The organism is Sulfitobacter sp. IGS-18 (assembly GCF_059628195.1).
On sequence record NZ_JCAQIH010000003.1, the window covers coordinates 201,957 to 220,129 of the forward strand.

At 59.4% G+C, this 18,173-nt stretch carries 19 protein-coding genes; 9 read left to right on the plus strand and 10 right to left on the minus strand.

Annotated elements, in window-relative coordinates; all coding sequences use genetic code 11:
* Window positions 1-80: 80 nt before the first annotated feature.
* Window positions 81-929: a bifunctional allantoicase/(S)-ureidoglycine aminohydrolase gene (locus tag ACWNZ3_RS21625; protein ID WP_496902317.1), complete on the plus strand. Its 849-nt coding sequence runs from the start codon at window positions 81-83 to the stop codon at window positions 927-929.
* A 364-nt stretch (window positions 930-1,293) separates the two neighbouring features.
* On the opposite strand, the gene bhcR is transcribed toward ACWNZ3_RS21625, so the two are convergent.
* Complete coding sequence (bhcR, locus tag ACWNZ3_RS21630; RefSeq protein WP_496902606.1) at window positions 1,294-2,172, minus strand: HTH-type transcriptional regulator BhcR; 879 nt, start codon at window positions 2,170-2,172, stop codon at window positions 1,294-1,296.
* A gap of 169 nt (window positions 2,173-2,341) precedes the next feature.
* On the opposite strand from bhcR, the gene bhcA reads away from it, so the two are divergent.
* The 4 genes from bhcA to bhcD all read left to right on the plus strand — a co-directional run bounded on the left by bhcA (window position 2,342) and on the right by bhcD (window position 6,739).
* Window positions 2,342-3,532 (plus strand): L-aspartate--glyoxylate aminotransferase BhcA, encoded by a 1,191-nt coding sequence (gene bhcA / locus ACWNZ3_RS21635; RefSeq protein WP_496902318.1) that lies wholly within the window; start codon window positions 2,342-2,344, stop codon window positions 3,530-3,532.
* A complete protein-coding gene (gene bhcB / locus ACWNZ3_RS21640) occupies window positions 3,529-4,494 on the plus strand; it encodes a beta-hydroxyaspartate dehydratase BhcB (protein WP_496902319.1) in 966 nt (321 codons plus the stop codon). Before bhcA ends, bhcB begins: the two co-directional genes overlap by 4 nt.
* 13 nt (window positions 4,495-4,507) lie before the next feature.
* Window positions 4,508-5,671 carry a 3-hydroxy-D-aspartate aldolase BhcC gene (gene bhcC / locus ACWNZ3_RS21645; RefSeq protein ID WP_496902320.1) on the plus strand — a complete coding sequence of 388 codons (1,164 nt, stop codon included), beginning with the start codon at window positions 4,508-4,510 and terminating at the stop codon, window positions 5,669-5,671.
* A gap of 102 nt (window positions 5,672-5,773) precedes the next feature.
* The gene (gene bhcD, locus ACWNZ3_RS21650) at window positions 5,774-6,739 is read left to right on the plus strand and encodes an iminosuccinate reductase BhcD (RefSeq protein ID WP_496902321.1); all 966 of its coding nucleotides are present in this window, start codon (window positions 5,774-5,776) and stop codon (window positions 6,737-6,739) included.
* A gap of 136 nt (window positions 6,740-6,875) precedes the next feature.
* Here the strand turns inward: bhcD and ACWNZ3_RS21655 are convergent, their stop codons facing one another.
* Window positions 6,876-8,114, minus strand: coding sequence for a urate hydroxylase PuuD (locus tag ACWNZ3_RS21655; RefSeq protein ID WP_496902322.1), 1,239 nt, complete (start codon window positions 8,112-8,114; stop codon window positions 6,876-6,878).
* Window positions 8,115-8,213: 99 nt separating this feature from the next.
* Between ACWNZ3_RS21655 and ACWNZ3_RS21660 the strand changes: the two genes are divergently transcribed.
* Complete coding sequence (locus ACWNZ3_RS21660) at window positions 8,214-9,146, plus strand: LysR family transcriptional regulator (RefSeq protein ID WP_269364686.1); 933 nt, start codon at window positions 8,214-8,216, stop codon at window positions 9,144-9,146.
* Here the strand turns inward: ACWNZ3_RS21660 and uraH are convergent.
* Window positions 9,131-9,484 (minus strand): hydroxyisourate hydrolase, encoded by a 354-nt coding sequence (gene uraH / locus ACWNZ3_RS21665; RefSeq protein WP_269364687.1) that lies wholly within the window; start codon window positions 9,482-9,484, stop codon window positions 9,131-9,133. The two genes, ACWNZ3_RS21660 and uraH, sit on opposite strands and share 16 nt — an antisense overlap.
* 141 nt (window positions 9,485-9,625) lie before the next feature.
* Between uraH and puuE the strand changes: the two genes are divergently transcribed.
* Together puuE and ACWNZ3_RS21675 are read left to right on the plus strand one after the other, a co-directional pair.
* Window positions 9,626-11,038, plus strand: a complete 1,413-nt coding sequence (gene puuE, locus ACWNZ3_RS21670) for an allantoinase PuuE (RefSeq protein ID WP_496902323.1) — start codon at window positions 9,626-9,628, stop codon at window positions 11,036-11,038.
* A complete protein-coding gene (locus ACWNZ3_RS21675) occupies window positions 11,035-11,517 on the plus strand; it encodes an ureidoglycolate lyase (RefSeq protein WP_496902324.1) in 483 nt (160 codons plus the stop codon). The genes puuE and ACWNZ3_RS21675 overlap by 4 nt, the downstream gene beginning before the upstream one ends.
* Before the next feature lie 62 nt (window positions 11,518-11,579).
* Here ACWNZ3_RS21675 and hpaH read toward each other — a convergent pair whose 3' ends face one another.
* From hpaH to ACWNZ3_RS21700, 5 genes are read right to left on the minus strand one after another with little or no spacing between them, the layout of a single operon-like run.
* The gene (hpaH, locus tag ACWNZ3_RS21680) at window positions 11,580-12,380 is read right to left on the minus strand and encodes a 2-oxo-hept-4-ene-1,7-dioate hydratase (RefSeq protein WP_496902325.1); all 801 of its coding nucleotides are present in this window, start codon (window positions 12,378-12,380) and stop codon (window positions 11,580-11,582) included.
* Window positions 12,377-13,231 (minus strand): fumarylacetoacetate hydrolase family protein, encoded by an 855-nt coding sequence (locus ACWNZ3_RS21685; RefSeq protein WP_496902326.1) that lies wholly within the window; start codon window positions 13,229-13,231, stop codon window positions 12,377-12,379. Before ACWNZ3_RS21685 ends, hpaH begins: the two co-directional genes overlap by 4 nt.
* Before the next feature lie 8 nt (window positions 13,232-13,239).
* Window positions 13,240-14,223 (minus strand): 3,4-dihydroxyphenylacetate 2,3-dioxygenase, encoded by a 984-nt coding sequence (hpaD, locus tag ACWNZ3_RS21690; RefSeq protein WP_496902327.1) that lies wholly within the window; start codon window positions 14,221-14,223, stop codon window positions 13,240-13,242.
* 48 nt (window positions 14,224-14,271) lie between these two features.
* The gene (gene hpaE, locus ACWNZ3_RS21695) at window positions 14,272-15,780 is read right to left on the minus strand and encodes a 5-carboxymethyl-2-hydroxymuconate semialdehyde dehydrogenase (protein WP_496902328.1); all 1,509 of its coding nucleotides are present in this window, start codon (window positions 15,778-15,780) and stop codon (window positions 14,272-14,274) included.
* A gap of 43 nt (window positions 15,781-15,823) precedes the next feature.
* A complete protein-coding gene (locus ACWNZ3_RS21700) occupies window positions 15,824-16,213 on the minus strand; it encodes a 5-carboxymethyl-2-hydroxymuconate Delta-isomerase (protein WP_496902329.1) in 390 nt (129 codons plus the stop codon).
* Window positions 16,214-16,394: 181 nt separating this feature from the next.
* Between ACWNZ3_RS21700 and ACWNZ3_RS21705 the strand changes: the two genes are divergently transcribed.
* Complete coding sequence (locus ACWNZ3_RS21705) at window positions 16,395-17,036, plus strand: hypothetical protein (RefSeq protein ID WP_496902330.1); 642 nt, start codon at window positions 16,395-16,397, stop codon at window positions 17,034-17,036.
* Window positions 17,037-17,051: 15 nt separating this feature from the next.
* On the opposite strand, the gene ACWNZ3_RS21710 is transcribed toward ACWNZ3_RS21705, so the two are convergent.
* Together ACWNZ3_RS21710 and ACWNZ3_RS21715 are read right to left on the minus strand one after the other, a co-directional pair.
* Window positions 17,052-17,483: a hypothetical protein gene (locus ACWNZ3_RS21710; RefSeq protein WP_496902331.1), complete on the minus strand. Its 432-nt coding sequence runs from the start codon at window positions 17,481-17,483 to the stop codon at window positions 17,052-17,054.
* Between the two features lie 13 nt (window positions 17,484-17,496).
* Window positions 17,497-18,006: a hypothetical protein gene (locus ACWNZ3_RS21715; RefSeq protein WP_496902332.1), complete on the minus strand. Its 510-nt coding sequence runs from the start codon at window positions 18,004-18,006 to the stop codon at window positions 17,497-17,499.
* Window positions 18,007-18,173 lie beyond the last annotated feature (167 nt).

Here is an 18,173-nt window from a genome sequence, read left to right on the forward strand (position 1 = left end):
ATCTGTCGGCACCGGTGCAATGGTTTTCTGCGGCGCGTCATCTAGACTTGATCTGAATTTAGATCAGCCAAGGAGTCGTCATGACGGCCAGCTATTATGCCCCAAAGGGCGGTCATCCCGGTCAGGATCAGCTCCTCACGGATCGCGCGATCTTTACCGATGCCTATGCGGTCATTCCCCGGGGAACGATGCGCGATATCGTGACCAGTTTCCTGCCGTTTTGGGACAAGACCCGGCTCTGGGTTCTGTCGCGCCCGCTCAGCGGCTTCGCCGAGACCTTTTCGCAATATATCATGGAGGTTTCACCCGGCGGCGGATCGGACAAAGCGGAAAGCGACCCCTGCGCCGAGGGCGTGTTGTTCGTGGTCGAGGGTGCCGCAACACTTACCGTTGATGGAAAGACACACAGCCTTGCACCCGGCGGCTATGCCTATCTGCCGCCTGAATGTGGCTGGACCCTGCACAACCGGGGTGACGACATGCTGCGGTTCCACTGGATCAGAAAGGCCTATGAAGCGGTTGAAGGGCTGGATATGCCCGATGTCGTCATTGCCAATGAACAGGACATCACACCAACCGTCATGCCCGATACCGATGGCCGATGGGCAACGACACGGTTTGTCGATCCGGCCGACATGCGCCATGACATGCATGTCACCATCGTGACCTTTGAACCCGGTGGGGTGATCCCGTTTCTGGAGACCCATGTCATGGAACACGGGCTTTACGTGCTGGAAGGCAAGGCCGCCTACCGGCTGAACAGTGACTGGGTCGAAGTGGAGGCGGGCGATTACATGTGGCTGCGCGCGTTTTGCCCGCAGGCCTGTTACGCGGGGGGGCCGGGGCGGTTCCGCTATCTGCTGTACAAGGATGTGAACCGCCAGATGGCGCTGCGCCCGGCGACAGGGGTGCCACAGGCACGCGGCTGATCAACCTAGGCTCTGGACCCATTGATCTTACATGCTCAGCGGCGATTTCACGAAATTTCAATGGTTTGGGGCGTGCAGCCAATCCCCTCTCGTGACATTTGCCTTGCAAATGCACCGCCGGGCAGTGGTAGGCTCTATTTGCAAGCGACCCAAGACATTGAAATGAAGTGAAATCGCCGCCCGTCGCTCCGAAGGAGCGCCGAGTCATGTTGGCACGCCTTCGGCGTGACGGGTTTGACGGATTTTCCCGCAGCCCATTGCCCGGCAGGGCATCGCGCAGCAATGTCCCGAGAGGAGGCGTCACATCTGCTTGAAATAGAACCACTATTCTTGCGCAGATTTTCCTAGTCTGCGAAAAAATCTGTCAAACTGAGCGTGTAAGATCAATGGGTCCAGAGCCTGGGCGCTGGCTCGGCTCTCCGCCAATGGCCGCCGTCAGTTCACGGGCCGCAGCGGCAACCGCAACGCCCAAATTTTCGATGGTTTCCAGCCCGATCCTCGAGGTCGGGCCGGAAACCGAAATGCCGGCAACTGCTTCGCTGTTCATGTCGAACACCGGCGCAGCGATGCAGCGCATGCCAAGATTGCGTTCTTCACCATCTATCGCAAAACCCCGCGCCCGGGTTTCGGCCAGATCCGCCAACAGGCTGTCGCGGTCCGTCAATGTGTTTTCCGTGAACCGTTCCAGCGGTCCGCTCGACAATATGTTGTCGATGCGTGTCGCGTCCATCTGCGCCATCAGCGCCTTGCCGATGCCGGAAGCGTGCAGCCGCGACAGGGTACCGGGCGGAAAGAATGCACGGATGCTGGCATTGGTCTCGACCTGGCTGACAAACAGGACATGGCGGTTCTGTTCGATCCCGAGGTTCGCGGTCTCTCCGGTTTCGTTCATCAGCTGCCGCAGGAAGGGGCGGGCGCGTTCAACCAGGCTGGTGCGTTTGAGAAACCGGGCGCCGATCACGAAGGCGCGGGGGCCGATGTGCCAGACCTGATCGGCCTGATCGAATTCGACCAGGCCGCGACCTTCCAGAGTGACAAGAATGCGGTAAACAGTGGCGGGCGACTGCCCAAGATCGGTGGCCAGCCCGGAGAGCGTCTTGCCCTGGGCCTCGCTCAGGAATTCAAAGACCTCCATCGCGCGATCCAGCGATTTGATGGTGTTCTGTTCCGTCTTATCATCCCAGTCGCGCGGGCGGCCCCGGGTTTTCCGCGCGCCCGGGCTGTCGTTCTTTTGCAAAACCATAAACTGCATTCCCAAATATCTGAAAAACCCCTTCACGTTATGAAAAATGCAAGTCACTGACAATGAACAATTATTCGACATCACAAGAAAATGAAAAACGATTTCAAAAAAGTATCATAGGCGCGCGGCCTTTGCTAATTTGGCGTTAATCTCAGAAAAGGAGACCATCATGAGCTTCCAGAACCCTGTTTTCATTCCGGGCCCGACCAACATGCCCGAAGCCCTCCGTCAGGCCTGCTACATGCCGACGATCGACCACCGTTCTCCGGTCTTCGGCAAGATCCTGCATCCCTGCCTCGAAGGCGTCCGCAAGGTTCTGAAGTCGGACAGCGCGAGGATCTTCATCTTCCCCTCGACCGGGACCGGCGGCTGGGAAACCGCGCTCAGCAATTGCCTGAACGCGGGTGACAAGGTGCTTGCCGCGCGCAACGGGATGTTCAGCCATCGCTGGATCGACATGTGCCAGCGCCACGGGCTGGATGTTCAGGTGGTAGAAACACCTTGGGGGCAAGGCATTCCTGCCGGGACATATGAGGCGATCCTGAAAGCGGACAAGAACCACGACATCAAGGTTGTGCTGGCGACGCATAACGAAACCGCAACCGGTGTGAAATCCGACATCGGTGCAATCCGCAAGGCGATGGATGCGGCGGGGCACCCGGCATTGTTGTTCGTGGACGGGGTCAGTTCCATCGCGTCGATGGATTTCCGCTTTGACGAATGGGGCGTCGATGTTGCCGTGACCGGCAGCCAGAAAGGCTTCATGCTGCCTGCGGGTCTTGCGATCCTGGGTTTTTCGGACAAGGCGATCAGGGCAAGCGACAAGGCCACACTGCCGCGCACCTTCTTTGACATCAAGGACATGCAGAAGGGATACGACAACAACGCCTTCCCCTATACGCCGCCGGTTGGCCTGATGAACGGTCTGAAACTGTCGCTGGACATGCTGCTGGATGAAGGGCTGGAGAACGTCTTTGCCCGCCACCACCGGATTGCCGAAGGCGTGCGCAAGGCGGTTGATGCCTGGGGGCTGGAGCTGTGTGCCGCATCGCCGGAATTCTATTCCGACACGGTTTCCGCCATCCGCACCCCGGAAGGGTTCAACGCCACCGATATCGTGACTGTCGCCGCCAAGACCTATGGCATGGCATTCGGCGTTGGATTGGGTGAGGTTGCAGGCAAGGTGTTCCGCATTGGCCATCTGGGCAGTCTGACAGATGCGATGATGCTGTCGGGTCTGGCCACCGCCGAGATGGTGATGGTGGACCTGGGTCTGGACATCAAACTGGGCTCCGGCGTCGCCGCGGCGCAGGCGTTCTATCGCCACGGTCAGGCATCGGCCAGGAAAGCGGCAGCATGAAGGACAACACGATGTATATCCCGACGCTCAAGGACATGGAGGACGCGCATGAGCGGATCAAACCGCACATCCGGCGCACTCCTGTGCGCACATCGGCCTATCTGAACGAGCTGACGGGAGCGGAACTGTTCTTCAAATGCGAGAACTTTCAGGAACCCGGCGCGTTCAAGGTGCGTGGCGCGTCCAACGCCGTCTTCGGGCTGAGCGATGAACAGGCCCGCCTGGGCGTGGCCACCCATTCGTCGGGGAACCATGCCTCCTGCCTGAGCTATGCGGCGATGCGGCGGGGAATCCCCTGCAACGTCGTCATGCCGCGCACGGCACCGCAAGCCAAAAAGGACACGGTCGCGCGCTATGGCGGCAGGATCACCGAATGCGCGCCCTCCACCTCCTCGCGCGAGGAAACATTCGCCAGGGTGCAGGCTGAAACCGGCGGTGATTTCGTGCATCCCTACAACGATCCGCGCGTGATCGCGGGGCAGGGGACCTGTGCAAAGGAGTTCCTTGAACAGACCGACGGGCTTGACATGATGGTGGCACCGATTGGTGGCGGCGGCATGATCTCGGGCACCTGCCTGACCCTGTCCAACCTCGCCCCCGAAACGCAGATCATCGCGGCAGAGCCGGAACAGGCTGACGACGCCTACCGCAGCTTCAAGGCGGGTCACATCATCGCGGACGATGCCCCCCAGACCGTCGCGGACGGGTTGCTGGTGCCGCTGAAGGACCTGACCTGGCATTTCGTTTCCAACCACGTCACCGATATTCTGACTGCCTCCGAAGAGGAAATCATCGCTGCGATGAAGCTGAGCTGGAAACATCTGCGCGTTGTGATGGAGGCGAGCTCTTCCGTGCCGCTGGCGACGATTTTGAAGAACAAGGAAAGGTTTGCCGGCAAACGTGTCGGCATCATCATCACCGGCGGCAATGTTGACCTCGACCTGCTGCCCTGGCTCAAGTGAAGGACCCCAAGTTATGAACACGCATGTTAAACTGGACGAATACGAAGTCGGCTATGACATTCCGGCCTTGCCCGGCATGGACGAGGCAGAGATTCAGACACCCTGTCTGATCCTGGATCTTGACGCGCTTGAGCGTAACATCAGGAAAATGGGCGATTACGCGCGCGACCACGGCATGCGCCACCGCGCCCATGGCAAGATGCACAAATCCGTCGACGTGCTGAAACTGCAGCAGGACCTCGGCCATGCGGTCGGTGTGTGCTGCCAGAAAGTGTCGGAGGCCGAAGTCTTCGTACGTGGCGGCATCAAGGATGTGATGGTGTCGAACCAGGTCACCGATCCGGCCAAGATCGACCGCCTGGCGCGTTTGCCGAAATCGGGCGCGCGCATTCTGGTCTGCGTGGACGATCCCGGTAACGTAAAGGAATTGTCCGACGCCGCTGTCAGACATGGCACCCAGATCGAGGCCCTGGTTGAAATCGATTGCGGCGCGGGCCGCTGTGGTGTCAGCACCACGCAGGACGTGGTGCACATCGCCAAATTGATCGACGCGGCGGAGGGATTGAAATTTGCCGGCATCCAGGCCTACCAGGGCGCGATGCAGCACCTCGATCTTTACGCTGACCGCAAAGAAAAACTGGACGCGGCAATCGTTCAGGTGGCGGATGCGGTGAATGGCCTCAAGAGCAACGGTCTGGAATGTGATATCGTTGGCGGCGGCGGCACCGGATCCTACTACTTTGAAAGCGCATCGAATGTTTACAACGAGCTGCAATGCGGCTCCTACGCCTTCATGGATGCCGATTACGGGCGGATCCTCGACAAGAACGGCAACCGCATCGACAAGGGCGAATGGGAAAACGCTTTGTTCATCCTGACCACCGTGATGAGCCACGCAAAGGCCGACAGGGCGATCGTGGATGCCGGGCTGAAGGCGCAATCCGTCGACAGCGGCCTGCCGTTCGTCTATGGCCGCGACGATGTGGAATACCTGAAATGTTCCGACGAACATGGCGTTGTTGGTGATCCCAACGGCGCGCTCAAGGTCAATGACAAGCTGAAGCTGGTGCCGGGGCACTGCGACCCGACCTGCAATGTGCACGACTGGTATGTCGGCGTGCGCGGCGGCAAGGTTGAAACCGTCTGGCCGGTATCGGCGCGCGGCAAAGCCTATTGATCCCTCTCTTCCGGCGGCAACGCGCTGCAGGAGACCAAAATTAGCGCGCGCCCGATCTTTGTCGCGGCGCGCGCATGTACATGAATTCCAATGGAGAAACCGATGCTGATCGTTCCTGAACGCGAAATTGCCGACCTGATGACCCGTGATGCTGCATTTGATGCGGTCGAGGGTGTATTTGCCGCCATGGCCGCGAAAGACGCCTATAATTTCCCGGTGATCCGCGAGGCCATCGGCCATGAGGATGCGCTTTACGGCTTCAAGGGCGGCTTTGACAAAGCGGGCATGGCCCTGGGTCTGAAGGCGGGCGGTTACTGGCCCAACAACCTTGAAAAGCACGGCCTGATCAACCACCAATCGACGGTTTTCCTGTTCGACCCGGACACCGGCAAGGTCAGGGCGATGGTCGGCGGCAACCTGTTGACTGCCCTGCGCACGGCGGCGGCTTCCTCCGTGTCGATCAAACATCTGGCACGCAAGGACGCGAAGGTCATGGGCATGGTGGGTGCCGGCCATCAGGCCACGTTCCAGCTGCGCGCCGCCCTTGAACAACGACAGTTCGAGAAGGTGATCGGCTGGAACTATCACCCTGAAATGCTACCCAACATCGAAAAGATCGCACAAGAGGCTGGCCTGCCTTTCGAGGCGGTCCCGCTTGAAGGCATGGCAGAGGCGGATGTGGTGATCTCAATCACATCGACATTTGCGCCCAGCATCATGGCCGATCACATATCCGAAGGCACGCATATCGCCTGCATGGGGACGGACACCAAGGGAAAACAGGAGGTCGAGGCGGCGCTGCTTGCAAAATCCACGGTGTTCACCGATGAGGTCGAACAATCCATCAGCATCGGCGAGGCCCAACATGCGGTTGCCCAGGGCCTGATCCGGGAAAGCGACGTTCACCAGATCGGTGCTGTCATAAACGGCACCGACAAGGGGCGGACCTCGGAGAGCGAGATCACCCTGTTTGATGGCACCGGCGTGGGCTTGCAGGATCTTGCAGTGGCGGCAAGCGTTGTGGAGCTTGCCGTGAAAAAGGGTGTCGCCATCGAGGTTGATTTTTAAGGACAGGTGGTTTCAACGGTGTCGAACGGTCAGCCCATTGCGCTGGCCGTCCGCACCGGACCTGCAATCATCGAGACGAAGGGCAATCTGCCATGTCCCGACACCCGGGCTGACTTGGCAGCATTGCAGTATCTGATTATTTCTCAACGCGCGCGTTGCGCACCCATGCAATGATCTTTTCCCGGTTTTCGGGGGTCATTGTCGCGATGGCATTTGGCGGTGGCATGGCGTGGCTGACACCGGCGTGAAGGTAGATCTGATCTGCATGACGCGCCACATCGCCCTGGGTTTCAAGGAACACGCCTTTCGGTGCCCATCTGATCCCGTCCCAGAACGGCTCGCGTGCGTGGCACATCGAACAATTGCCCAGAACGATGTCGTAAGCGTCATCGAACCCTTCGGCCGCCACGAACCTCTGCTCGTAGGATGTCAGATCACGCGCTTCTGCGTCCTCCACCGTTATGGTGGGCCGGACGGAGGACAGCCAGGCGATGACGATCATCAGAATGACCGTGACAGCCCAGGTCCAATGGGGGCCCGTTCCGGTCTTGTGCATCGTGTTGAAGTAGTGCCGGATTGTCACGCCTGTGAGAAAGATCAGGCTGGCGATGATCCATGCATACTGGGTCCCGAAGGCCAGCGGATAATGGTTGCTGAGCATCAGGAACACGACCGGCAGCGTGAGGTAATTGTTGTGCGTCGACCGCACCTTGGCAATCTTGCCGTATTTGGCATCAGGGGTGCGCCCTGCCTTGAGGTCTTCGACCACGATGCGCTGGTTTGGCATGATCTGGAAGAAAACATTGGCGGTCATGATGGTCGCCGTGAAAGCGCCCAGATGCAGCAGGGCGGCGCGGCCCGTGAAAATCTGGTTATAGCCCCAGGACATCACCACGAGGATCACAAACAAAAGCAGCATGAGGATTGTCGGCTTTTCACTCAGCTTCGATTTGCACATGAAATCATAGGCCAGCCAGCCGAGGGTCAGGGAACCACCCGAGATCAGGATACCTTGCCAGAGGGCGAGGTCGGCCTTGGTCGGGTCGAGCAGGAACAGCTCTCCGCCCACCCAGTAGATGATCATCAAAAGCCCCGCACCGGAGAGCCAGGTCGTATAGCTTTGCCATTTATGCCAGGTCAGGTGCTCTGGCATGCGCGCAGGTGCGACCAGGTATTTCGTGGTATGGTAAAAACCGCCGCCATGGACTTCCCACTCTTCGCCATAGGCACCCTCGGGCATGTCCTCTGCGGGTTTGAGCATCAGGTCGAGGGCGATGAAATAGAACGACGCGCCGATCCAGGCCATCGCCGTGATGACGTGCAGCCATCGCATCGAAAAAGCGAACCAGTCCCACATGATTGCGAAGTCGTACATTTCCACCTCCCTGGAATCGAAACTGACAACAGACTAGGCGAGAAAGAATTGTTCTGGTATTGCTGTGAATGCCCAAGCTGTATCAAAAAAAGCAGAACAATGTCCTATTTTGAGAACATCCGCACTTTTGTCCGGGTCTACGAGCTTGGCAGCATGTCGGCTGCCGGTCGCGATCTGCGGGTTTCGCCTGCGGTCACCTCGTCACGGATATCTCAGTTGGAAGACCACCTAGGCGTCAGGCTGTTTCAACGGACCACAAGGAACCTGAGCGTGACCGAGCAGGGCCAGGCCTTTTATCGCGGTGCCTGCGAGATCCTGGAATCCATCGAAGCGGCAGAGGCGGAAGTCACCGCGATCACGGACAGCCCGCGCGGGTCGCTCTATGTGGCTGCCCCCCTGGGTGTCGGCAGACGGCTGATTGCGCCGCAGATGCCGGCATTTCTGGCGGAATATCCCGATGTCAGCGTGCGGCTGCGGTTGTCGGACCGAAAGGTCGACCTCACCACCGAAGGGTTGGATCTTGCCTATTTCCTCGGCCAGCCCGAGGACAGCAATCTCAAGATCAAGAAAATTGCAGATGTACAAAGAGTGCTTTGCGCATCCCCGGCCTATATCGCGCAGCGTGGGCATCCGCGTTCCGGCCATGAGATTGTCAGGGACAAGCACGAGTGCCTCAACCTGCGCTTTCCCGGTGCGACGGAATTCCAATGGCCGCTGATCACCACGTCAGGGCCAAAGCGTTTCCGCGTCGCCGGACGCTATGAATGCGACGACGGTGACGTTCTGGTGGATTGGGCGCTGGCGGGTCACGGCATCGCCCTGAAACCCGTTTTCGAAGTGGCCCGGCATCTCGAATCCGGTGCGCTTGTCGTCGTCGGAGAGGAGACCCCCCCGGAACCCATCCAGATGGCCTGCCTGTTCACGCACCGCAGGCATCAGGACCCGAAATCCCGGCTGTTCATGGATTTCGTCTCGGATCGGATCGCCGGCGTCATCAAGGACACCAGGCTGCCGGATCAGCTTCCGCGATAGGTTGAATAGCCGAAGGGGGAAAGCAGCAGCGGCACATGGTAATGCTGTGCCTGCGACATCCCGAACCGAAGGGGAATGACATCAAGAAACCTGGGTTGTTCCGGGGGCACTCCTGTGCGGTCAAGATATGCACCGGCATGAAAAACCAGTTCATAAACGCCCACTTCAAACGCCTCGGCTGGCAGGATCTGCGAATCCGTGCGCCCGTCATCGTTTGTCACCACCGACTTCAGCTTGGTGCGGCGCTCTCCATCAATGCGGAACAATTCGATCTTCAGCCCTTCGGCCGGGCAGCCCCTGGCTGTGTCGAGGACGTGGGTGGTCAAATAGCCGGACATGGCATGCTCCTTTGGTTTCGCACAGTCTGTCAACTGGCGTCATGATTCACAAACCCGGAGCTGGTTGAGGCTCCTTCCTGATTTTTTTGAAAATCCTTGTTATTGTTTTGAATTACAAGCGGTCCAACCAGGAGGAAGAGAATGACCCGATACCCGCGCGACATGACCGGATATGGTGCCACACCGCCAGCTGCAAATTGGCCAAATGGCGCAAAAATCGCTGTTCAGATTGTCCTGAACTATGAAGAAGGCGGCGAGAACAACATCCTGCATGGGGATCCCGCGTCGGAGGCCTTTCTTTCTGAGATTACAGGCGCACAACCCTGGCCGGGGCAGCGGCATTGGAACATGGAATCGATCTATGAATATGGATCGCGCGCCGGTTTCTGGCGGCTTCACCGGATGCTCAGGGATATACCGGTCACGGTCTACGGCGTGGCAACCGCCCTTGCGCGCGCCCCGGAACAGGTTGCCGCCATGAAGGCCTCGGATTGGGAGATTGCCAGCCACGGTCTAAAATGGGTCGAACACAAGGACATGCCGGAAGAAGAAGAGCGCGCGCAGATTGCCGAAGCGATCCGGGTGCATACACTGGCCGTGGGCGAAGCGCCGCGGGGTTGGTACACCGGGCGGTGTTCAAACAATACGGTGCGTCTGGCCGCTGAAACGGGGCAGTTCGACTATGTTGCCGACAGCTATGCCGACGATCTGCCCTACTGGATGACCTTTGCGGGCCGGCACCAGCTGATTGTCCCCTATACGATGGACTGCAACGACATGCGGTTTGCCATTCAGGCCGGTTTCACCAACGGGGATCAGTTTGAATCCTATCTGAAGGACAGTTTTGACTTCCTCTACGAGGAAGGCGAGGGCGGTGCGCCAAAGATGCTGTCCATCGGCCTGCACTGCCGGTTGATCGGACGGCCCGGCCGCGCCGCAGCCCTGCGCCGAGTGATTGAATACATGAAGTCACATGAAGGCGTCTGGTTTGCGACACGCCATCAAATCGCACAGCATTGGATCAGTCAGAACCCGCCTGTGACTTTCAACAGACCGTCAGAGATGGACCGCGCCACCTTTGTCTCTGAATTCGGGGGGATATTCGAGCATTCTGCATGGATCGCCGAAGCTGCCTTTGACGGTGAACTGGGACTGACCCATGACACGGCGCAGGGTGTGCATCAGGCCCTTTCCAGCGTGTTTCGGGGCGCGTCAGAGCAGCAGCGTCTGAGCGTGCTTACCGCGCACCCTGATCTGGCCGGGAAACTTGCAGCAGCAGGGCGGCTGACCCGTGAAAGCACCGCCGAACAGGCGGGCGCGGGTCTGGACAAGCTCACGGATCAGGAGCGTGCCGACTTCACCGAACTGAACGAAACCTACACCGCCAAATTCGGCTTTCCCTTCATCATCGCGGTCAAGGACAATACCAAGGCCAGCATCGGGGCGGCTTTCAAACGACGCATCGGCAACGACAGGGATACGGAATTTGCCGAAGCCTGCCGACAGGTTGAACGCATCGCGGAACTGCGGCTTTTGGAGAAATTCGGATCATGACCATTCACCTCAAGCTGGAAAAACTGACGGCCAAGTCCTTTGAACCCTATGGTGACCTTCTGGACGCTTCCGGCACAGCCGACAAGCTCATCAATCAGGGCAAATGTGGCCGATACCACGACAGGGCGCGTCTCGATTTTTCTGACGGGCGCGCGGGGATCAGCATTTTCAAGGGCGAAATGGAAACCCTGCCGCTGAAATTGAAGATGGTCGAACGGCACCCGGAAGGCAGTCAGGCCTTCGTGCCGATGACAGCCGATCCCTTTCTCGTCGTGGTCTGCCGGGACGACAATGGCACTCCGGTAGACCCTAAGGCCTTTCTGACGGCACCGGGTCAGGCCATCAATTTTCACCGGGGGACATGGCATGGCGTCCTGACCCCGCTTTCGGAGCCTGGTCTTTTTGCCGTCGTTGACCGTATCGGTGAGGGCGCGAACCTGGAAGAACACTGGTTCAAAGAGGACTATCTGATCGAATAACAGCCGACTCCGCCTGCCGCTGCCGCGTCTCAACAGTTGCGCAGCGCAGGCTCGGAGTTTCTTCACGCGAAAGAGATTGCTACATCCCCGAAATCACCGAAATCGGCGGTGATCACGCTGCCCGGCGGGCATTCGACGGGGCGGATGAAACTGCCTGACAGGATCACCTGACCGGGTTCAATACTTTGCCCGTATTGCGCCATGCGGCGGGCCAGCCAGACCACGCTTTCCACCGGATCGTTCAGCACGCCGGCGCCCAGGCCGGTTTCTTCGACCGCGCCGTCGCGCGTGGTGATCGCACCGACCCAGCGCAAGTCAAAGGCATCAACCGCGTGGCGTTGCGGACCCAGCACGATACCCGCGTTGGCCGCATTGTCGCTGATTGTGTCAAAGACGCTGCGGGATTTGCCCGTCTCGGCATCGACACGCACAATCCGGGTGTCGAGAATCTCGATGGCCGGGGCGACATAATCGGTGGCCGCGATCACCTCGTCGCGGGTCACATCTGCACCGCCAATGGCGGATTTCAGGACAAAGGCAATCTCGGCCTCGATACGCGGCTGAATGAACCGGCCCGCGGGCACAGTGGCGCCGTGATCGAAGGCCATATCGTCGAACAGGATGCCGCTGTCGGGGATGTCGATCCCCAGCGCATATTGCATCGCCTTGGAAGTCAGGCCGATCTTCCAGCCGATCACCCTGCGACCCCGGGCCAGCTTGGCCGTGCAAATCGCATTCTGCACGGCATAGGCGTCATCCATCCCGATCTCCGGATGGCGCAGGCTGAGCAGGCCGATCTGGCCGCCGCTTTCCTCTGCCGCCAGCAGGTCGGCGGCGGCGCGGGCGTGATCCTGGGGGGTCATAGCACTTCATCCTCGACGGTGTTGCGCAGGGTGCCGATGCCCTCGACCTCAACCTCGACCACGTCGCCGGGTTTCAGGTATTGCGGCGGGTCCAGCCGCGCCCCGGACCCGGTGGGCGTGCCGGTGACGATGATGTCGCCCGGTTCCAGCGTCATGAAGGTCGAGATATATTCGATCTCGCGGCGGACCGGATGCATCATGCGCGACAGCACATCGTCCTGCCGGACCTCGCCATTCACGCGCGTGATGATGCGCGCCTCGTCCAGCTGGGCGGCCTCGGTGAAGGGCACCAGCCACGGGCCGATCGCGCCCGACTTGTCCCAGTTCTTGCCCTGCGTCACGTTGAACTTGGCGTGGCGCACCCAATCGCGGATGGTGCCTTCGTTGCACAGCGTCAGGGCGGCAATGTGGTCGTAAGCGTTGGCCTGCGGGATGCGCCGCCCGCCCTTGCCGATGACAATGGCAACCTCGCCCTCGTAGTCGAGCTGGTGGCTTTCCGGCGGGCGGATCAGAGGGCGGTCGTGGCCGGTAAAGCCACTGGCAAAACGTGGAAACAGCGACATGTACTTCGGCTGTTCGCTGCCATCCTTGTATTCGGCGTTGCGGTCGGGAAAGTTCACGCCGACGCAGAGGATGCGGCGGGCGTTGGGCATGACCATCTCATATTGCACGCCTGTATGCGTGACCGGTTTGCCCTCGGCGGCCTGTGCCAGCGTGGCCAGACCATCGGCCTGCACCGCGTCAAACAGCGTCGGCCATTCGGGAAAAGCGTCGTTCAGGGCAATCATGCCCGTGTCGGTGACCGCACCGTAAAAGGTCTTACCGCCGGATGTGAAAGTTGCAAATTTCATGGGGACACTCATGGCGCGATGATCGGGCTGGCTTTGATCGTGGACTCTGCGGTCTCGACCCCGACAAAACTGGTTCCGTGCCTGAACCAGCTTTCCGGCGCGGGTGCGCCCCAAAGCGTCTGGCGTTGCGGATCCTTGAGGTCCCACTTGATCGGCTCAAGATCCGGGTCAACCGTCTGGTAATCCGAGCAATAGATTTCGATCCGGTGGCCATCGGGGTCAAGAATATAGAGGAAGAAGGCGTTCGAGATGCCGTGACGGCCCGGTCCGCGTTCGATATTGCCGACATAGCCCGAAGTTGCCATCAGATCGAGCAGATCAATGATGTTCAGCGGGGTTGGCACCCAGAAGGCGAGATGGTGCATGCGCGGACCGGTGCCATTGGTGAACGCCATATCATGCACGCCGCCCTTGCGGTGCATCCAGGCTGCCCAGAGCTTCTTGCTGTCTTCGTCCTCGGTGAATTCCGTCACCCGGAAGCCGAAGTCGGAATAGAAGGCGACGGAGGCATCGACGTCATGACTGAAACAGTTGAAATGGTCGATGCGCAGGGGTTTCACCCCCCGATAGAGCGCGTATTTCTGGTGGATCGGCGCCAGCCGGTCCATCTTGTGATAAAACTCAAGCGGGATGCCCATGTTGTCGGAGGTCAGCAGGGTGCGGCCCTGATAAGGGCGCTCGACCCAGGATGTCGGGCGGCCCTTGCCTTTGAAATAGGCTTCGGCCTTGTCCAGATCAGCCTCGTCGAAAGTCTTGAAACCCATCACTTCGACCGTGCCGGGCAGGTCCGATTTCTGCAGGATCACGCAGTGATGCCCGCGCTCTTCCATCGCACGCAGATAGACGTGGCTGTCGCTTTCGTCGGTGACCTGAAGGCCCAGGATCTCGGCGTAGAACTTTTTTGATGCGGTCAGATCAGACACGTTCAGGCACACATGGCTCAACCGGATGATGTTGAACGCGGGGTAAAGATTGGGTGTGGGAATGGGCATGAAATTCTCCTGCTGCGCGAAGCTGTCGCGCAATTGTCCAAAGCGGCATCAGATACCCAGGCGGGCGATCTTGTGCTGGCCGGTGGCAAAACCGATGTGTTTCTGTTCCATATAGAACTCGAATGACCAGTCGCCGCCGTCACGACCGATGCCGCTGGCCTTGACCCCGCCGAAAGGGGTTGGCAGGTGACGGACGTTTTCGGAATTGACCCAGATCATGCCTGCTTCCAGCTTGTCGGTAAAGCGCAGCGCGCGGGTCAGGTCGTTGGTCCAGACATAGCCGGTGAGCCCGTAGGGGATGTCATTCGCAATCTGCAAGGCTTCCTCTTCGGTCGAAAAGGGGATCGAGGTGAGCACCGGGCCAAAGATTTCCTCCTGTGCGATGCGCATCTGGTTGTTCGCACCGGTGAACAGGGTCGGGCGCACGAAATAGCCTTCGTCACCCAGTTTTTCGCCACCGGCAGCGACGGTTGCACCGTCCTCAACGGCGATGTCGAAATAGCGGGTGACCTTGTTGTAATGTTCCTCGGTGACCAGCGGACCGATCTCGGTTGCCGGATCCAGCGGATGGCCGACCTTGATGTTGTTCACGCGCGCGACCAGCCTGGCTTCGAATTCTTCGCGGATGCTGTCCTGGATCAACAGGCGCGAGGAAGAGGTGCAGCGTTCGCCGTTGATCGAGTAGATCATGAAAATCACCGCATCCAGCGCACGTTCCAGATCGGCGTCGTCAAAGACGATGACGGGGTTCTTGCCGCCCAGTTCCAGATGGTTGCGTTTCAGCGTGTCGGCGCCCTGTTTGGTGATCAGGCTGCCGGTGCGGCTTTCCCCGACAAAGGCGATGGCCTTGATTTTCGGATGTTCGCACAGCGCCTTGCCCGCGCCCTCGCCAAAGCCGTTGACGGTGTTCAACACGCCCGGCGGCAGGCCTGCTTCCTCTGCAATCTCGACCAGCAGTCGTGCGGTCAGGGGCGAGGCTTCGGCAGGTTTGTGCACCACGGTGCAGCCGGCGGCCAGCGCGGGGGCGATCTTCCATGTGGACAGCATGAAGGGCGTGTTCCATGGGGTGATCACGCCTACAGGGCCGATGGGCACGCGGGTGGTGATGTTCATCAACGTCGGTGATTTCAGGTGCTGGCCATCACGGGCCTGCACCACCTGATCGGCAAAATAGCGGAAATTCTCGGCACCGCGCAGCGCCGCCTTGGACATGAAGCGATAGGCCTGGCCAGTGTCCCAGCATTCGCAGAGTGCGATTTCCTCGGCCCGTGCCTCGATGCCTTCGGCCACCCGGATCAGGATTTTCCTGCGCTCAAGCGCTGGCAGGTCGCGCCAGGCCGGGAAAGCGTCATGTGCGGCACTTGCCGCGGCGTCGATGTCTTCCGCGGTGCCATGTGCCACGTCGCAAATCACGCTTTTGTCGACCGGAGAGGTTGTCTGGAAAACACCCCCGCTGCCCGCAACATCCTGCCCGGCAATGCGGTTCAGGATGCCGGTGTCGCGAAAGCGGGCCAGGAAGCCGTCGAGCATTTTCAGATTGTTGTCTAGAACGGTCATGGAAGTCCTCGTGTATCTGGGTGGCCGGACGTCAAAGACATCCTCAGGAATGGCCGGTAAGGCGGGCGTGAATTGGCGTGTCTTTCCAGCTGAGATCCGGGTTGATGATCCTGATTTCGAGCGAAAGCGCAAAATGGGGGGTCGCCAGTGGATTTTTCAGGACCTCTTGCGCGGCAGAGAACAATGCATCGCCTGCCGCCTTCAGCTGGTCCGTGCCACGCCCGGCCCCGACGCTGAGCGTCATGGCCAGAAAGTCATTTTCCCCATGTCCATCTGCGACGATGAAATGATCCGCCTTGTGGGCACGGATACGGATTCCGGCAGTCGGGAAGACGTTCGAACGCACCATGACCTTATGCAGCGCAGTGCAAAGGGCAGGAATGTCCGCGCGCGCTTCAAGAGATGGAGAATAGTCGATGGTGAGATGCGGCATGATTCCTCCCGAATTAAATATAACATGTTAAATAAATAAGTTCCTGTCAACAGATAACGCGTTAACAATCAGCACGCGATATGGGCTGTTCGATCTGGAAGTTCCGGAAAGCGATGCAGCACGATCTGACGCGCCAGACAGGAGCTTGGAGCAAGGTGACGAAGCGCCTATGATATGTGAGATGACGTCATTCTTTGCCTCTGCACTTTTGACCGGCCTGCTGGCCTGTTCCGCCGTCGCTGCCGCGCCGCGCCCGGATTGCACGGATTTCAACAACAATGACCGGCTGAGCCCTCATGATCGGCAATGGTGCCAGGCCCTTGCCTTTAAAGAGAAATATCTGGAAAGCGGATTTGTTGAGGCTGTCCCCGGCGACAATGGCCGTGCGCAAGGCGTCAGATCACACCTTGCCACCCGCTTTTCCAGCGGCGGGTCATCCAGTGTCAGCGGCTCAGTCTTGATCGAGGAACTCACGGGTCGGTTTCGCCTGAAACTGGCCCGGACCGACAACACTCTGTACTATGGCAGAAAGATACAGATCAGCGGCACCGCCCGTTCAGGTGAGGGTGCATTGCAGGTCTACAGCCATGTTGATGTCGATCTGTGGCAGCTTGCCGCCGTCTTTGTTGACAAGCCGGTGCGCAATCAGGAACCACCCGAAGAGGGGCTGATCCTCAAAGGGTATCTGCGCACAGATGTCGCGCCGGGCACGGAACAGAAGTTTACAGCGCAGCTGATCGCGATTGGTGGTGATTTCTATCTGCTGATTGCCGCGCCGGATGGGGTTGCGCGCGATATTTCACTCACCATCGACGCACCGTAAGGCGCGCCCGGCAGGTCAATCGACCCAGCTGTCAAAAGTCATCCCACGTCGCCGCGTGCGATTGGCAAGGCGGACAATATCGCGCAGCATCTGCGCGTGTGACGTGTTTGGCATCGGTTCCGGTATCAGGGCCGGGTTGCTCTCATCCGGTGTCAGCGGGGCGGCCTCAAGAACGGCTTTTGCCAAGGTTTCAAGAAACGCCAGAAAATCGGCTTCTGCCCCGGGCGCGAGCATGGTTCCGTCAAGTAAGGAGGCATGCGCCAGCAACTCCGCGCCCGCCGGATCAAGACGGCGCGCAAAACCCATGATCGCCTCCCAATGCTCCATCGGAATGCGCACCTGCGCCGGAAAGCTCCAGGGAGAGCGGTGACCGTCGTCCGGCAAGGCTTCCAATGCTTCGGGGCCGGAAAACACCTGCCACAGGCGGCTTGGGGGTTTTGCTGTCACTTGCCGGTGCCTGTTAATCTGCGGGGCAATGCGCAGGATGGACCAGAAAAAGCGTATCATCCGGCTCGGCCGGGAGGTAAAAAGGCGTATCGTCGCCGCAATCTGTCAAGGTCATGCCGACCGATGTCAGCTCCAGCAACAGCGATCCTTCGGTCCGGGCGTTGCGGATCGTCAGGACGCCACTGTCGCAATCGCCGCCGCAGATCACCTGGCCCTGATCATCCTGATGACACAGCCCGCCGGCCCCGCCCTTGCGCTCACGGGTGGTGAAATCGACCGAGAAGGAATAATTGCCCTTGCCCGCCTCGTGATGCTCCATTTCGTAATAGCTGAGGTGAAAGAAGACCTCGGTGACCTTTTGCAGGGGGTGTTCGACAAGATGATCCGCCGAATAGCTGCGCTGCCAGCAGGCGTAGGTATCCGGGCGCGGTGCAAGTATTTCTGCAAGGGTCTGGGCCGTGACAGGGGTGGAGGTCAGTGCAGTCAAGGTTGCGACAACAAGTGTCATCCTGGGGGTTTGCATGTCTCTTGGCCTCCGCGATCATCGGGATCGGTATGAAACGGCTGCAGCATAGAGCTGCGGACCGACGTGAACCAGATCAGGGACACTCTATCGCCTGTTGCGGTCTCAATAAAGAACAGCGTTGCAACCAGGGTCGGATGCGCGCGCACTTCGGGCTGTTCAGACCC

What these genes read in the sequence shown, in the direction of transcription:
- puuE (WP_496902323.1), top strand. Translation starts at nt 9,626, where the DNA reads ATGACCCGATACCCGCGCGACATGACCGGATATGGTGCCACACCGCCA.
- bhcA (WP_496902318.1), top strand. Translation starts at nt 2,342, where the DNA reads ATGAGCTTCCAGAACCCTGTTTTCATTCCGGGCCCGACCAACATGCCC.
- ACWNZ3_RS21675 (WP_496902324.1), top strand. Translation starts at nt 11,035, where the DNA reads ATGACCATTCACCTCAAGCTGGAAAAACTGACGGCCAAGTCCTTTGAA.
- bhcC (WP_496902320.1), top strand. Translation starts at nt 4,508, where the DNA reads ATGAACACGCATGTTAAACTGGACGAATACGAAGTCGGCTATGACATT.
- ACWNZ3_RS21625 (WP_496902317.1), top strand. Translation starts at nt 81, where the DNA reads ATGACGGCCAGCTATTATGCCCCAAAGGGCGGTCATCCCGGTCAGGAT.
- ACWNZ3_RS21705 (WP_496902330.1), top strand. Translation starts at nt 16,395, where the DNA reads ATGACGTCATTCTTTGCCTCTGCACTTTTGACCGGCCTGCTGGCCTGT.
- hpaE (WP_496902328.1), bottom strand. Translation starts at nt 15,780, where the DNA reads ATGACCGTTCTAGACAACAATCTGAAAATGCTCGACGGCTTCCTGGCC.
- ACWNZ3_RS21655 (WP_496902322.1), bottom strand. Translation starts at nt 8,114, where the DNA reads ATGTACGACTTCGCAATCATGTGGGACTGGTTCGCTTTTTCGATGCGA.
- bhcD (WP_496902321.1), top strand. Translation starts at nt 5,774, where the DNA reads ATGCTGATCGTTCCTGAACGCGAAATTGCCGACCTGATGACCCGTGAT.
- hpaD (WP_496902327.1), bottom strand. Translation starts at nt 14,223, where the DNA reads ATGCCCATTCCCACACCCAATCTTTACCCCGCGTTCAACATCATCCGG.
- uraH (WP_269364687.1), bottom strand. Translation starts at nt 9,484, where the DNA reads ATGTCCGGCTATTTGACCACCCACGTCCTCGACACAGCCAGGGGCTGC.
- ACWNZ3_RS21715 (WP_496902332.1), bottom strand. Translation starts at nt 18,006, where the DNA reads ATGCAAACCCCCAGGATGACACTTGTTGTCGCAACCTTGACTGCACTG.
- bhcR (WP_496902606.1), bottom strand. Translation starts at nt 2,172, where the DNA reads ATGGTTTTGCAAAAGAACGACAGCCCGGGCGCGCGGAAAACCCGGGGC.
- ACWNZ3_RS21685 (WP_496902326.1), bottom strand. Translation starts at nt 13,231, where the DNA reads ATGAAATTTGCAACTTTCACATCCGGCGGTAAGACCTTTTACGGTGCG.
- ACWNZ3_RS21660 (WP_269364686.1), top strand. Translation starts at nt 8,214, where the DNA reads ATGTCCTATTTTGAGAACATCCGCACTTTTGTCCGGGTCTACGAGCTT.
- bhcB (WP_496902319.1), top strand. Translation starts at nt 3,529, where the DNA reads ATGAAGGACAACACGATGTATATCCCGACGCTCAAGGACATGGAGGAC.
- hpaH (WP_496902325.1), bottom strand. Translation starts at nt 12,380, where the DNA reads ATGACCCCCCAGGATCACGCCCGCGCCGCCGCCGACCTGCTGGCGGCA.
- ACWNZ3_RS21700 (WP_496902329.1), bottom strand. Translation starts at nt 16,213, where the DNA reads ATGCCGCATCTCACCATCGACTATTCTCCATCTCTTGAAGCGCGCGCG.